We start from the raw sequence: 13,951 nt of genomic DNA, 5'->3' as shown, positions 1-13,951 counted from the left end.
GCTACCGATTAGTGCGCCCGTTATCCACCAATACAGGGAGATTGAGTCGTCATGGTTGATCCGGCAGCTCATTTCAAACCAAACCAGCAGGTTAGCTTTCAGGTTCTCGAAAAAAGCATTGGACAGACCATGGGAAGCAATCTGGCAACTGTGCGCCGTTGGCAAGGAATGAGATCCAAAGACGCTGCGCTGAAGCTGGGGTTACACCCAAGCACATACCATAGCTATGAAACCGGACAGGCCATGCTGCCTAACCATGTGGTAGCCAGGTGGTCAGCGGTCATGGGAATTCCTCCTCATTTTCTATTGAAGAACACTCGTTACAGTTCGAACATCCCCCTGGAGGAGAGAGGCAAACTGATTGAAAAAATTCAGCCATTTATAGGGCTGCAAACTGAAATGGAATTTGAAGTGTTTGTTCGGGATATTTGTCTGTTTACCAAACAGCCTCTTCCCGACTTCCAAGAAGTCGAACTCCGGAGCCGCATGCTTGATCAAAATTTTCCCAACACCGTTTCTGAAGAAGTAAATGACGATTTGTATGGCTACGTGGCCGAAAATCTACGCTCTATGCGCCAAAAGATACAACTTAGCCAACAGAAAATGTCGGAATTGCTGCAAATCTCCGATCATATTTACCGCAGGATTGAAAACCTTTCGAAGCCCACCAAATTCCAATTTATCCTATCGCCCCGGTGGTGGATGGCAACCGGGATACACCCTGTTCACTTAATCGAACATAGCCACTATAGCGACCTCCGCCGTTATCAAAGTGCCAGACTGGCAATACTCAACCGCGTTTTAACGTCAGTGAATCTCCAGGCGTACCCTGAAATTGTCCAGTATGCCAAAGCGATGTCTGCCTTAAGGCAGTCTCTGGAGAGCATTGGCTGATAGTACCTGAACGCTCTGGCTTTCTTTCCTCTATTTTTTCGTATTTTAGTCATAAATAAACACGAAAATCTGATCTGCTCTCTGGTTGTTCTCCCCACTACTATTCCGCCCGCTTTTCAAAAAACGACTATTCGGGGCGTTTTAACGGGAAAAGCGTTTAAAGTATAAGGAGAAATCATGAAACGATCATTCACTCCGCTGATCGCACTGTTACTGGCGGGGAAGACTCTTGCCAGTGATTCAGCGCTGGAGCAGTTCAATGACCATATAATGCTGGGAGCAGCGGTCAATACTCAGAAGCAGGAAGTCAGCAGCCTGATTTGTGTCACAGAACGCGGCGCCATTCGTTCTTTACCTCCAAGAGAGGCAAAATTCGAAGACCGCTCCGATCTGAGCTACACCTCATTAGAAAAGGAACTTGGGGTATCAGGAAGCTTTTCCTATGACGGCTACGTCAACCTTGATGTATCAGGTGGTTTTTTAAAGGCCGCCGCGAAAGGAGAACTCGAAAAAACCCACGTTAAGCGCTTCACCATTTATGGTAAATCGAGAACATTTACGGGAGGCAACGACGTTCTTATCTCCGACAAGTGTCAAGAATACAGTGAAAAATACCAACATGCGCCCGCGAAGCTGGCGAGCCGGGTTGGCGACGCATTTGTCAGTAAAATTCATTACGGCGCTTCTTTCTATTCAGCACTAAAAGTGAAGTTTGCCACTCGCTGGGACTACAAAAAATACAGCGGTGATGTCAGTTTTAATGGTGGCAAAGTTAAACTTTCCTCTAAGCTGATGAGTGCGAACAAAGATATCAAGCGGCGCACCAGTGTGACATTCACCGTCCATCAGTCAGGAGGTGCAGCGGATAGCAATATACTCTCAACACTGCCTGCACACTCCGTGAGTTGTACGGTAGAAAACCTGCAACGATGCACTGACTTTATGAACGAGGTGGCAGAATATGTGTCCACTGAGTTTTTAGGCAACGAGCAACCTGATTCATTCTATAACGTACTTGGATACGCCATAACCTCCTATTCTTCCTACGGCTTGACGGACCTGGTAGCGCCCGAAGGAAATATTCTGGTTGCCAACGAAGTGAAGGTTGCACGGCAGAATCTGGAAGCTCGCCTGAAGGTAGAGCGTGAGGCGGGTGATCGTGCCGCCAATATTCTGAAATATGCAACGGCGTCACTCAGTAATGAAGATGCAAGTCACCTGAGAGATGTTGTACGTGGAGCGCAAAAAAATACCGTGATGATTGGCAGCATACTGAAATCATGTCAGGACGATCCGTACCGTAAAACAGAAGGCGGACTCAATTACTGCTCAGAGCTGTATCGGGTTGCCTCCGGACTTTCACCACTGCCCGCAGAATCTTCAGCCGAGTACGCGCATTTTCGCCGATTCGACGACTATTACAATAATCACAAGCCGCTGATTTCTGCCGTGGTACGTAACGGCAACCAGTTTGATCTGCAGTCGATTGGTTTCCATTTCACTCGAGGAAGGGTTAGCTCAGTTGATATGGTTGCACACTTTCAATCTGACTCGCCAACATTGAGAGTTACAGTAACAGGAACCAATCTGGCCACCTGTGAGCTTTACCCATTTGGACCGGTCATTAAAAACGAAAAAAATTCCTGGGAGCATAAGTTAGGCGAAATATTGTATCCCGCCAACAATCGTCCCCGTACCTTTGAAGTGGATATGTCGAAGATGACGTTTGCGCCAAGACAAAGTGCGTTTAACCTCTGGTGCTTTGACCTGAATGGTGCGCATGCCATCTCTTCCAGGGAAGACATGTTTCAATTTGCCGCAAAACTAGAGGAAAGCGGCACCTCTGGAAAGCGAAGGTCCCACAATAAAAAAGAGTATGCCGTTAGCTTATACAATCCATCAAAAGTGAGAGTGGCATACCACTCAAGCAGTTTCGCTGGATGGAGAAGTAAGATGGTAGGTAAAAACCACCGTCGCTGCTACCACCGACAAAATATCACAGACACCCTCTATGACACTAAAGGTGATCAGGTCCATAAAGTCACCAGAAGAAACTTTGAAAACGGTATCTCCGCAGATGTGAAATGGCGTTGGTATGAATCATCCCATAAGTGTTCGTGGAAGTGGGCCAATAAGTATGAGCCTTATCGAAACCCACCCTATATCCCAGCGTACAAACTGGTCAAGCAATATCAAAATCAACAATAGTGGGAATAAGGCATGAAAACTCAATTTATATCAGCATTGGCCTTCGCAGTTGCTTTGCCGACTTCCGCAGAGCATCGCTATCCGGCCCCTCAAATGGCAGAGATGAACCAGAATAACGCTGTACAAGTCGGTTATGGCTACGACAGCGTCAAAGGCGAACTCAAACCCAGATTGCTCGTAGAAGGACAAACCCTTGAGCTCGGAAACAGAGAGCAATCGTTTACCCTCACCCTGGATACAGATCAAGACACACTGGACAGGCTGACTTCTGGAGCGTCAAGCCTTTCAGCCTCTGGCTGGGGAATTGATTTCAACATCCGGGGCAACTTCTCGAAGCATCATGTCAGCGACGAGTTCAGCCAGACGTTAACGCTGGTCTATAAAATCACCGAAAAGGATGATGTATTGGCGCCTGAATTGAATAACTGGACACCTTATCAGTCAGGTGAACAGATTCAGGACACCAGCGGAGCGTTCCGACTGACCCAATTCGGTGCTGCGCAGGCTCATCAGGACAGCTTGACCCGAAAGCGTGTATTTGGCAATGAAGTTGTAAATGCTATCCACTACGGAGCCTATCTCCTGGCGACATTCAAGGTTAAGTATAAAACCCGGGAAGATAAAAGCACTGCCATGTCAAAGGCATCCGTTAGTGGCTATGGCGCTGAAGCCGTCGCTGAATACATCAAAAAGAGTGGCTTGACGTCAAACAGTGTCAATATGGAAATTACCATTAAGCAGGTCGGCGGCAATGGGCTAAAGTTGGCTCAGGCTGCTGCCTATCTCGGCGGCATGAAGCGAGGCAGTGGCGGCGAGTTTGCTAAAGACTGCGGCAAAAATGCAAACGATTGTGCGACGACCATGGAGCGTATACTACGCTACGCCAGTGGCAAGCAATTGCCTGATAACCTGACAAGCTTCCGTGATCAGCTTTCCTGTAATAACAAGCAAGACTGCTTCGCTCCTATCGGTTTCAGTACCAAAAAGTGGTCAACCTCAGGACACGCGGAAATCATGCCTGATAGTGGTGAGTGGACGCTGCCCCTGCTGACGGTAGAAGTGGTCAATATCGTTAAGCATCAATATGCGATCAATCGTATGGACAACGATAAAGCGGCACTGATCCCTGACAATCAGATAGTCGCCATCACCAATCGCAATATGGCAACGTTGCTGCGAATCGCCGATACCTGCCGGGAAGATCCTTACGGCAACGCCTGTGGTCAATACTATAAACAAGAGTCTTCAAAGCTTGAGGACTACGACCGTGCAGCTTTGAACAGGTAGTACCTGCCAGGTGAAGACAAGGGAATGTCTTCACCTCATCCACAAAGTGACATCAAAGTTCTTTACTAACCAAGTCCTAATACTATGAATAAACTTATACTACTGGGTGCCGTTACGTTCACCCTTATCGCTTGCGAACCAATCGGCTCCGTTGGTGAGACTCAACCAGCCTCGACAGAAGAACCGTCACCAACCCGAAAGACAACAACCTACGCTCAGGACAGGGATCCGCAATACGAAGAAGCCTTGGGGGGGTCTCATACGACTGAGCTAAGCGCAGAAGAACGCTACGCCTACCTTTCTCAAATCGCCAAGCTGTTTGCCCGGCAGTCTGAAAATATGCAGCACCTGGAGAAACTGCTGCAGGAGCTCAACAGGTTAACCTCAGATCCAGACTTTCAACTCCGAGATACTTTCTTCATGAAACTGCTGGAACGCAATCAAACCTGGCTGACAGACAAAGGCATTAGCCCCTCCACCAGGGATTTTCTTACCTCTATACTGGCGTCAGAAAAATACCAGGATGTGATGAAGAAGGTTCGAGGGCTAAAGTTCGAGGTTGTGCTACCTGGCGGCGAAGCTTTCGATCAAAATCAACCAATATCCGAACTCTGGTACATGGCGACACCTACCACAAAGGCTCAAACACTCAGGCTCTATAGTAGTGAAGGAATTCAAATGGAGCTTGCCCTGGATTCAGCTCAGCCTGAGTTCCCCATTCTACTCGTTAGCGATACAACAACGGCCCAACTATAGTGCCTAGCGAGCTACCATCAATGAAATAGCGGACATTAAGAAAAGAGAAAGAGGCAACTCTGCCTCTTTCAGCTCTGAATGGCAGCCATACTGAATGACAGCTATAGCGTCGGATAGAGCGTCAGCAGCCGATTGATATCAAATTCCCCGGCTTTGCCTAATTCGAGTTCCAGGTGCGCGCGCATTTTAGCCGCTACGTCATCTTCCACTCCGGGATTGCCGGCCACGCCATGAGCTACCCAGCCAGTGAAGCGCTCATCGCTGTCAATAGCATGGTTCGCCCGAAACAGCAGTCCCTGTTTATAGCGATACACCATGGACTTAAGCTGATTTTCAGCAGCGATTCGGGCTTCACTGTTCAGCCGTTGAGTCATCACCTGATCGGATTCCAGGTTTGCAGGTTTACCGACCAGGCCGATGGTTGGATGGTCCGTGTAGTGGTCATCTTCCGAAGCCACTTCCAGCGGCACTTCCCGGCGTTGTCCGTCAATGTTAAGGACCAACGTGGAAACAGCCGTTTTTCTCATAATGTAGCGGGTATAGTGGTAGTCCGATATGACATCCTCCCACACGGTCGGTGGAATATGATTGAAACCAATGAGCAAATCTTCCAACGCGTGCTCGGCATGATCAACATCCCGACGCTGTTGATCGATTTTATCCTTGGCCCACCTGATTCGATCATTCAGTCTTGAGATTTCTGACTGCAGGTCATCCCGCTCCCGTTTTTTCTGTTGATACTCCGGAGTGCCGGGATCAAGCTTGCTGAGTTTGTTCTCTACAACTCGAAGATCTTTTTCTACACTACGACGTTCTCTACTGAGGTCTTTTTTATTGTGTCGATAGGTGACCAACTGATCGCGTTTATCTTCCACGCGATATCGCTGCAAGGAAACCTCCTGTTTTAGATCTGCATACTCAGGATTTTCTACTGATACCTGCCCGCTGACATATTGCCCTACCTCTGGAGATTCTGTTTCCTGATAATGAAAGCGAATACCGCTACATGTGTACTCTGGAGGTCTCCGAAGTCACACTCTTCTTACTACTAACAAGAGTCAGGCCGTTGATTTCCTGGCCCAACCCATTACCGAATAGGTAAGGATCCGCCTCCACTTGCATGTACAACTGGTGATTGGCTGCCATCTGCCGGTGTATTTCGTTGTATCTGGCTAATGCCGCAGGGTCCTGTGTGGCATCGGCAATCTTGCCATACAGCATCATGGCTTTGCCCTGTTGGCTCTGGGAATAGGCTGCATCCGCCACTTGGCGGACGTTTGCAAGCCATTGATCGAAGTGGTCGCGGCTTTGATAAAACCGGTCCATGGTTTCCTGATCATCGGGTTCCAGCTTGAGCGCTTTCTGGTAGGCCTGCATTGCCAGTTCATAGCGCCCCTGGGAAGTATACTCCTCCCCGGCCTCCATCAGATTGTGATGGGCGCATCCGGAAACGGTAGCGACCATTAACACTGACATCAATACCCGTGATAGTTTGATTAACTGCATCTTCCTGTAACTTCTTTTCCAATTGATTGGGGGGTGGGTAATTTATACAGATTAATGGCTTAACCCAAACTGAACGTGATATTTATTTGAGCTTTCCGAGGGAATTGTGTGATCTGGTTCAAATCGTACCGGAATACACCTGATTTCTTCCAAGCTCCTTGGCTTTATAGAGCATATGATCCGCTTGCCTGAGAAGATCTTCATATCGGTCTGAGTCGGGAATCATTGAGGATAATCCGGCACTGATCGTCACATAACGCTCAGTGGAAGAGGCATCATGACTGATATTAAGACCACGAACTGCCTGACAGCATCTCTCAGCCATTTCCTGCGCCTCACGCTTATCCATTTCGGGTAACAGTATGGCAAACTCCTCACCGCCATAACGTGCGACCACATCTGAAGACCTGGACACGACTTGTCTGAGAGCCTTTGCCACCTTCTGGAGACAGTGGTCCCCCATTTGATGTCCATAATGATCGTTGTATTTCTTGAAATAATCGATATCCATCAGAATCAGCGACAAAGGTAGATTGTTACGCTTCATTCGGCGCCATTCCCTTTCAATCGTTGTGTCGAACATTCTGCGGTTTGCGACGCCTGTCAGACCGTCCTCGTATGACATCCGCTCCAGGTCACGCCGCATTTTTTCCAGAATTTGCTCAGTGACTTTTTGTTCCGTCACGTCCCGGACAAAGGCTGAGACACCAATCGCCTCACCAGATGCATCACGTATCAGCGATAGAGTAACACTCACGTAAATCTGTTGCTGATTCTCGCCCAGGAAGGCGATTTCATTCTCTGAATGTTCCGGTCCACTGGAGGTGATTGTTTTATACAGCTTCTCCAGGCGAGCTGGCCACTCTTCTCCAGCCACCTGAAACACAGACTGCCCGAAAGCATGTTCGGTGCTGACACCAAAGAGCTCATGGGCCGCACGATTCCATTTCACGATAGTTCCGTCACAAGTGGTAGCGATAATGGCATCATGGGCATGATCAAAAATGTGAGCGAGATATCTCAACGATACTGAATAACGCTGCAGCTCCGAAACCTTGGGCTTTTGTGACTCCTGGATTTTATTCTGCAGACCGGCAATGGTGGTTCTGAACTTTTTCCGTTTAAGAAACGCACTCAAGGCTTTTGATAGATTTCTGGCAAAATGCTCCGAGGTAAGCATCATTACCTCCCAATGGCTCCCCACCCCCGCAATTGGAGACTGAAGCTCGGCGACCAACGCAGGATTTTCGTCTCTGGTCAGGAACACAAAGTGCATTTCCGGTGAGGTTTTACGAATTCTGCGAACAGTCTGCAAAGGGTTTTCCATTGCCGGACCGATCAACGCCAGGAAAACATTAGTGCCGTTGCAAGAATGCTGTTCAAGGTAATTCAGTGAATCTTCGATATCTGCGCAATCATGCAGCCTGATATCAAATTCCTGCAGAATATCTGCCAGGCTGCCCCGAAGTTCATCCGAAGACCTCCTGCTATCGATGTACAGCGCGATATCAGCCATTGCCCTTTCTAATCTCAGATGATGGGAAGGCCAAGCATCAGTCTTCCTGTCCAGACTTTCAGAATATCCGTTGTCGGTGACATCACATGACTGGCGCGAGCATCCCGAAGCAATCGGGACAGTTCGCTGTTTTCCCGATAGGCAATCCCACCACAACAGCTCATCGCCTCGTTGGTGATATACACCGCCAGCTCTGCGGCATCCGCCTTGGCCATCATGATATTGGCGATGGCCAGAGGATCGCCGATGTCTCCCTTGTAAGCAGCTTGGTAAAGCAACCCCCTGCTCTTTTCCACTGCTGTGCACATGTTGGCAATGCGGTATTGCATAGTCTGAATGTCAGCCAGTGAATCACCGGAATGGTCATAACGACGACCCTTGAGATGCTGGATGGCGATGTCTAACGCTCTCTGGGCGACACCAACATAGGTGCCCGCCATGGCCATTAGAAAGTAAGGGGCAACCACTTCGAAGGTATACCAGATTTGATCTCCTTCCTGTCCCAATAGATTAGCCGAGGGGACATGTACCTTATCCAGTCGCATTGCCCTCGAGGCATTCCCCCTCATTCCCAGGCCTTGCCAGGGATCAAGCCAGCTAATCCCCTTCATATTCCGATCCAGGATCAAGCAACTGAAGTCCCCCTCACCCGCTTCCTGACTGCTCGCCGTGGTAGAGATCACGTAGGAGTCTGCAAAATTGCCGTTGGTAACGAACTGCTTGCAGCCTTCTACAATATATTCATTATTCTGAAAAGTTAGCTGGGTCTGGGGAAGATAAAAGTGGGCTCCGGTGCCACGCTCAGATAACGCCAGGGTCGTGATATGACGGTTTTCGGCTATGGGCTTCAGGTATTTTTCGTCATGGTGGGTCGTTGCTTTAGCGGCAATAACGGCTGTGCCAACGCAGTGCATTGCGAAACACAGAGCAGATGACGTGCAGCTTTGTGCGATAGTTTCACCGATCACTGCCAACGCCAGCAATCCCTGTTCATGACCTCCCAGGCGTTTGGGGGCGTGCAGCCCCAACAACCCGACATCAGCTAGACCCCGCATGGAATCCTCAGGCCATGATGCCTTGGCATCCACCTCTTCAGCCCTGGGTGCGATCTCCTGTCGACATACATCCTGCACCAGACTGCGTAGCCTGATAATGGGATCTGACAGAAGCTCATCCATCTTGTTCGTTCCGGAAATAAGTCAATATAGCAGTATCTCGAATTACTGACTTATTAAGATTAGTTCAAGGTGATGAGCCTATCAATGCGCTACTCTGGATGTCCCCGAATCATCTAAACTTGGCCTGGTTATTCGTGCACTTTCCTTGGTTATTGTATAGAGGCCATACTCTAGCTACTCGCATCAATATAAACGATTCTGGCTCGCCGCAAACGTCTATTCGGAACCCTTTCATTCAGATTGGCCTGACAGTTTAGTTTACTTGGAAGTCTACATACCAATCCGATACCAAATGTCTCCCCTGGATACATCAGTTGTCTTAAAACGACATTCTCTTTGCCGTTTTAAGACATCAGCGACGGACTAGTCCTTTATGCCGAGCAACAATTACTTAGTTTTGTGGCAAGCTGATATTTGCTACCTTCCATGTGGTAGATAGTTAAATTTTCAACCAGGAGGTGAGACAAGAGTTTCTGACTCGGGTCATCTCTATGAATTGCGTTTTCTGCCGAGGTATTTCCGGAGGACAGATAATCGCGCATTCTGCATTAAACAAGGAGAAAAGTAATGCCTGGCGATTTGATTTCGTATGAAGATTGGATGAAACGGACTGCCGTGACCGGCAAACCCCGAAGTCGTCTGCTCAAGGAAGTGGACAAACAAATCCAGTCCTTCGAGAAATTTGGCGGCGCCGCTTCAAGGTGGAACCTTAAGCAGAAACTGGATGCATGGAAGAAAAGCAAAGGCTCAGGTGAGGAATGGCGTAAGAGCATTCGTAACCGGCATGGTGCGGTTGAAGAGCTCGTCAAGGGACTCGCAGGACAAGGCCCCGAATACAACGATATCAAAAAACAGTATCGCAAAGACTTGGACCATGCCCGCCTTGGCGTTGTCTACCTCTGGTCCCACACTCACATTCATGACACCGTTTTCAGCGCCTTCGTCGGTGGAGCGGTTGATATTGCCTCCGCCGGTATGCGAATGCATTCCTCAATCCTTACAGCAAACGGAAACAGCGACGCCGCCAAAGAGCTGACCAAGAAACGTCTGGATATGGGCTATGCCATGCTCCCTGGGCAAAAGGTCAGTAAAGCGATTGAAGGCTCAGGCTATCTGGCCGATTCAGGAACCACCCGTAATATCTTCTATAAAGCGCTCCATTGGATTGAAGACTACTGCAAGCAATTGGTCGAAGCGCTCAAGGCCAAGTTCAGTGATAAAGTCGCATTATCGGCAACAGCGATCAAGACCGCCGTTAAAGCGCTCGTTTGGAAATTCGCCGCTTCGGTGGCTCCTTATGTTTCCGGCAGTATTGATGTCTTCAAAGGACTGGTTAATGCCACTGATGCCACTGTCACCGCCGTCACGACCTGGTGGCGCGGACGCGGCGTCGACATTCTCGAAGGCCATCCGCAAATTATTTGTGAATCACTGCGGACTCAGATGATGAAAGGGATTGGCGCGGGTCTGTATGACATCGTCAAAGGCGCTTTTGCTGCTTCCACCTTTATCGTTGGCGGCATCGGGGGCGCAGCAATGAATCTGGTGTATACACTGATTGAAACGGTGACTCTTTTCATCCTGCGCTTGCGTGAAGTAGCCCACATCAGGCACTTCTGCAAAGAAGCCCGCAATCATTGGGAAGTATATACCGGCTCCGGCAAAACCCGTGGCGTTCATCAGAATTCGATCCGCTTCAAAGACTGGTTTGAAGGCTACGTGGATAAATCCGCATTGATTCCCGCGCTTACACTCAATTCCGGTATTTGCGGTGACAAAATGCATTTTCTGAACATGTTCCGCAATAACGGCCATGTCATCTCTCAATACGAGTTCGACCGCGGCGTGAAATATGTGGATACACTGAAGACCTTTGCCGCGGAGTATATCGGAAAACAAAGTTACCTGTTCCACTCCAGTGACAAGATGGTCAATGCCCTACTCGACAACGCCAAGAGCTTTGATAACGGAGATCACGGCAAATTCCGCGAAAATCTTCTCAAGATCGCAAACGCCTGACCTATCCGCTCAAAGGCCGGTAACTCTACCGGCCTTTCACACATCTACAGCTTTCTATTTCCCTAAATATGCCATTATTAAGAAATTTCTTAAATATTAGCGAGGCTGCCAATTTTTGACGCAACAATGATACTTCAATAAAGCTCTCTAACTCTTACTCAAGCTTTTTTTTCACATTCACTCTCTTAGCTCAATTTACGCCATTCCCTCTGAAATTTTTATTCTTTAATTGATTATCTATCAGACCAATAACGTAACAACATATTCACTAATATAATATATTCATCTGGCAACTGGATCAGAACTACTTTCATCTGATAAGATGATTTCGATTTTTAATTTTCTTAATATGACTTTTCGCCTTTGTTTTACTTATAATACGGAGGCATTGATATATCATAATTTCGCCTATTCACAGGGAGATGCAAGATGGTTAAGTTTGGATATGCCATTACATATGTAGACGATGTTAAGAGCACCGTAGAGTTCTTTGAAAAAGCCTTCGACATGAAAAGACGATTCATACATGAAGGTGGCGATTATGGCGAATTGGATACCGGAGAAACCGTGCTTGCTTTTGCCAGCCACTCGTTGGGTGAGGCCAACCTGCCACATGGTTATATCAATGCCACCACATCAGACAAGCCGCTGGGTACAGAAATAGCCCTGGTTACCGATGACGTAAAAGAGACCCATCAGGCGGCAATCAGGAACGGTGGTTCGGAAATTAAAGCCCCGGAAGAAAAACCCTGGGGGCAAACCGTATCTTATGTCAGAACGCCATCGGGTATTCTCCTGGAACTTTGCAGCCCAATGTAAACATGGTTCCAGACGTCCAGGTCCGGGTCTTCAATTTCATTCCTGGTGAACTTGAAGACCTTGCTTCCAGCGTACTCAGATCCAAGACTCCGGAGACTGTACTCCCAGCTTCGGACTTTGCCCAATTAGCCCGCTACCGCACAACGGAAACTCAGGCTCAGTACATTTTAAGTCGTCGCTTTCTTAGAGATCTGTTGGTCGAGTTAAGCGATGATCCACAATATCTTCATGCCCCTATTACCCGAACACCTGAGGGCAAGCCTGAGCTCACTGATAACTCTATTTTCTTTAATCTGTCTCATACGGAAAATGCCATTGCAGTAATCGCCAGTTTAAAAGGTCATTGTGGTATTGATGTCCAATCCACCGACAAAAAACTGAGCTACGATAAGCTCGCGGCAAAATTACTATCCAAGCAAGAGTTAGAGATATACGCCAAGCAACCTTTCCAATTAAGGGAAAGCCTTTTCCTTAGGCTTTTCACACTCAAAGAAGCCTATTCCAAACTTCAGGGTAAAGGGCTCGCTATGAAGTTTTCCACCATTGACTTTTCAAATAGGCTTACCGATGTTGCACGACATGCTCATGGTGAACTTCCGGCAGGAAATCAATATAAAATATATTACCGATGGGAAAGGGTTAATTTGGCTTTTTTATGCCAAAAAAATTTAAATGTAAATTATAAAGAACTATCCGCACAAGAATATTTACATCAAAAAATTATTTTAAATAAAATCGTTCAATAAAAATTAGTACTATTGTGATCAGATCATATAATCATTACCCGTGAGCAGACAACCATCAACAGAATGCTAGTATATTTGATAGATTCAGGTTGCAGCTTTTGACAAGGTATTTTATGTATGAATCCAATTTATCATCTAGCGCTATCAGAATAAACAAGGTGTTAAGGCTTTTCATCAATGATTAGTAAGGAATGTTATGACACAGAATAATCCCGACCTTATCCACCAATTCCTGGAGGATATCGAAAGCGTTAACGCTGATTTCCATCAGGTTCTTCTAAAACTTCGCCGGCACTTTCTCTCCTTTGGCCCTGACCTGGAAGAAGGCATCAAGTACGGAGGGCTGGTATTCTCAAGAGATGGTAAGCTTGTTGGTGGAATTTACGTCTACAAAAATCACCTCTCCATAGAGTTCAGTCAGGGTGCCGAATTTGATGACCCGAATGGCTTGCTTGAAGGAACCGGAAAATTTCGCCGCCATCTGAAGTTCAACTCTGAAAAAGATATTGAAGCCAATCAATCGGAATTCTTCATTAAACAGGCATGCCACCTCAAATCCGACTGCCCAGCCTGAATTCAGGTCTCGTTTTATGGCTTCACCTGCCCTGAATGATTCAGAATCAACTCAGGGCATTCATCCAAATCAACTGAACATTTTGGATAGTCGCAAAAACCTGGACACTTCCGCTTCGTTGTATTTATTCACCCTCAGTTGTGCAATCTGACGTGGTCAACTGATTTGTGACAATCCAGTTAAGCAACTTCTCGTAATTCTTTCCAGGCCGTTTCATATTGATTCGGGCTTTGGTAATCCAAATATGAATGTAGCCGAAAGCTGTTGTAGAACATCGTGATGTAATGCAACACATCTTGCTGTGCTTCTCGTCGAGTCTGGTAGTGGTGCCATTGAATCCGTTCTTGCTTCAGGCTACCGAAGAAGCTCTCCACTACCGCGTTATCCCAGCAGTTCCCCTTTCGACTCATGCTGCCAACAAAGCCATGGGCTTTTATCAACTGACGAT

Annotated in this window: 13 protein-coding genes; 8 read left to right on the top strand and 5 right to left on the bottom strand. The window is 47.5% G+C overall.

What is annotated here, in order from left to right; all coding sequences use genetic code 11:
• Positions 1 to 51: 51 nt before the first annotated feature.
• The 4 genes from F566_RS0114970 (at position 52) to F566_RS0114955 (ending at position 5,145) form a co-directional block, all read left to right on the top strand.
• On the top strand, positions 52 to 894 hold the full coding sequence (locus tag F566_RS0114970) for a helix-turn-helix transcriptional regulator (RefSeq protein ID WP_020407817.1): 843 nt from the start codon (positions 52 to 54) through the stop codon (positions 892 to 894).
• Between the two features lie 177 nt (positions 895 to 1,071).
• Positions 1,072 to 3,102, top strand: a complete 2,031-nt coding sequence (locus tag F566_RS0114965; protein ID WP_020407816.1) for a hypothetical protein — start codon at positions 1,072 to 1,074, stop codon at positions 3,100 to 3,102.
• Positions 3,103 to 3,114: 12 nt separating this feature from the next.
• Positions 3,115 to 4,389, top strand: coding sequence for a hypothetical protein (locus tag F566_RS0114960; RefSeq protein WP_020407815.1), 1,275 nt, complete (start codon positions 3,115 to 3,117; stop codon positions 4,387 to 4,389).
• Between the two features lie 84 nt (positions 4,390 to 4,473).
• Positions 4,474 to 5,145 carry a hypothetical protein gene (locus F566_RS0114955; RefSeq protein ID WP_020407814.1) on the top strand — a complete coding sequence of 224 codons (672 nt, stop codon included), beginning with the start codon at positions 4,474 to 4,476 and terminating at the stop codon, positions 5,143 to 5,145.
• Positions 5,146 to 5,246: 101 nt separating this feature from the next.
• Here F566_RS0114955 and F566_RS0114950 read toward each other — a convergent pair whose 3' ends face one another.
• The 4 genes from F566_RS0114950 to F566_RS0114935 form a co-directional block, all read right to left on the bottom strand.
• The gene (locus F566_RS0114950) at positions 5,247 to 6,035 is read right to left on the bottom strand and encodes a hypothetical protein (protein ID WP_020407813.1); all 789 of its coding nucleotides are present in this window, start codon (positions 6,033 to 6,035) and stop codon (positions 5,247 to 5,249) included.
• 112 nt (positions 6,036 to 6,147) lie between these two features.
• Positions 6,148 to 6,651 carry a tetratricopeptide repeat protein gene (locus tag F566_RS0114945; RefSeq protein ID WP_020407812.1) on the bottom strand — a complete coding sequence of 168 codons (504 nt, stop codon included), beginning with the start codon at positions 6,649 to 6,651 and terminating at the stop codon, positions 6,148 to 6,150.
• A 118-nt stretch (positions 6,652 to 6,769) separates the two neighbouring features.
• The gene (locus F566_RS35510; RefSeq protein WP_020407811.1) at positions 6,770 to 8,167 is read right to left on the bottom strand and encodes a sensor domain-containing diguanylate cyclase; all 1,398 of its coding nucleotides are present in this window, start codon (positions 8,165 to 8,167) and stop codon (positions 6,770 to 6,772) included.
• 14 nt (positions 8,168 to 8,181) lie between these two features.
• A complete protein-coding gene (locus F566_RS0114935) occupies positions 8,182 to 9,345 on the bottom strand; it encodes an acyl-CoA dehydrogenase family protein (protein ID WP_020407810.1) in 1,164 nt (387 codons plus the stop codon).
• Between the two features lie 567 nt (positions 9,346 to 9,912).
• On the opposite strand from F566_RS0114935, the gene F566_RS0114930 reads away from it, so the two are divergent.
• The 4 genes from F566_RS0114930 to F566_RS0114915 all read left to right on the top strand — a co-directional run bounded on the left by F566_RS0114930 (position 9,913) and on the right by F566_RS0114915 (position 13,503).
• Positions 9,913 to 11,364: a hypothetical protein gene (locus tag F566_RS0114930; RefSeq protein WP_020407809.1), complete on the top strand. Its 1,452-nt coding sequence runs from the start codon at positions 9,913 to 9,915 to the stop codon at positions 11,362 to 11,364.
• Between the two features lie 429 nt (positions 11,365 to 11,793).
• Positions 11,794 to 12,183, top strand: a complete 390-nt coding sequence (locus tag F566_RS0114925; RefSeq protein WP_020407808.1) for a VOC family protein — start codon at positions 11,794 to 11,796, stop codon at positions 12,181 to 12,183.
• A 2-nt stretch (positions 12,184 to 12,185) separates the two neighbouring features.
• Positions 12,186 to 12,929, top strand: coding sequence for a 4'-phosphopantetheinyl transferase family protein (locus F566_RS0114920; RefSeq protein WP_020407807.1), 744 nt, complete (start codon positions 12,186 to 12,188; stop codon positions 12,927 to 12,929).
• Between the two features lie 196 nt (positions 12,930 to 13,125).
• Positions 13,126 to 13,503, top strand: coding sequence for a DUF1801 domain-containing protein (locus tag F566_RS0114915; RefSeq protein WP_020407806.1), 378 nt, complete (start codon positions 13,126 to 13,128; stop codon positions 13,501 to 13,503).
• A gap of 179 nt (positions 13,504 to 13,682) precedes the next feature.
• Here F566_RS0114915 and F566_RS33010 read toward each other — a convergent pair.
• The coding region (locus tag F566_RS33010; protein WP_020407804.1) for an IS3 family transposase at positions 13,683 to 13,951 on the bottom strand (269 nt) is incomplete at its 5' end.

The organism is Hahella ganghwensis DSM 17046 (assembly GCF_000376785.1).
Lineage (GTDB): Bacteria > Pseudomonadota > Gammaproteobacteria > Pseudomonadales > Oleiphilaceae > Hahella > Hahella ganghwensis.
This window is presented reverse-complemented; position numbering and strand designations above follow the sequence as displayed.

Excerpts from the sequence above, each read along its gene's own strand:
- F566_RS0114965 (WP_020407816.1), top strand. The coding sequence starts at position 1,072 with ATGAAACGATCATTCACTCCGCTGATCGCACTGTTACTGGCGGGGAAG.
- F566_RS0114925 (WP_020407808.1), top strand. The coding sequence starts at position 11,794 with ATGGTTAAGTTTGGATATGCCATTACATATGTAGACGATGTTAAGAGC.
- F566_RS0114935 (WP_020407810.1), bottom strand. The coding sequence starts at position 9,345 with ATGGATGAGCTTCTGTCAGATCCCATTATCAGGCTACGCAGTCTGGTG.
- F566_RS0114915 (WP_020407806.1), top strand. The coding sequence starts at position 13,126 with ATGACACAGAATAATCCCGACCTTATCCACCAATTCCTGGAGGATATC.
- F566_RS35510 (WP_020407811.1), bottom strand. The coding sequence starts at position 8,167 with ATGGCTGATATCGCGCTGTACATCGATAGCAGGAGGTCTTCGGATGAA.
- F566_RS0114930 (WP_020407809.1), top strand. The coding sequence starts at position 9,913 with ATGCCTGGCGATTTGATTTCGTATGAAGATTGGATGAAACGGACTGCC.
- F566_RS0114945 (WP_020407812.1), bottom strand. The coding sequence starts at position 6,651 with ATGCAGTTAATCAAACTATCACGGGTATTGATGTCAGTGTTAATGGTC.
- F566_RS0114920 (WP_020407807.1), top strand. The coding sequence starts at position 12,186 with ATGGTTCCAGACGTCCAGGTCCGGGTCTTCAATTTCATTCCTGGTGAA.
- F566_RS0114970 (WP_020407817.1), top strand. The coding sequence starts at position 52 with ATGGTTGATCCGGCAGCTCATTTCAAACCAAACCAGCAGGTTAGCTTT.
- F566_RS0114960 (WP_020407815.1), top strand. The coding sequence starts at position 3,115 with ATGAAAACTCAATTTATATCAGCATTGGCCTTCGCAGTTGCTTTGCCG.
- F566_RS0114955 (WP_020407814.1), top strand. The coding sequence starts at position 4,474 with ATGAATAAACTTATACTACTGGGTGCCGTTACGTTCACCCTTATCGCT.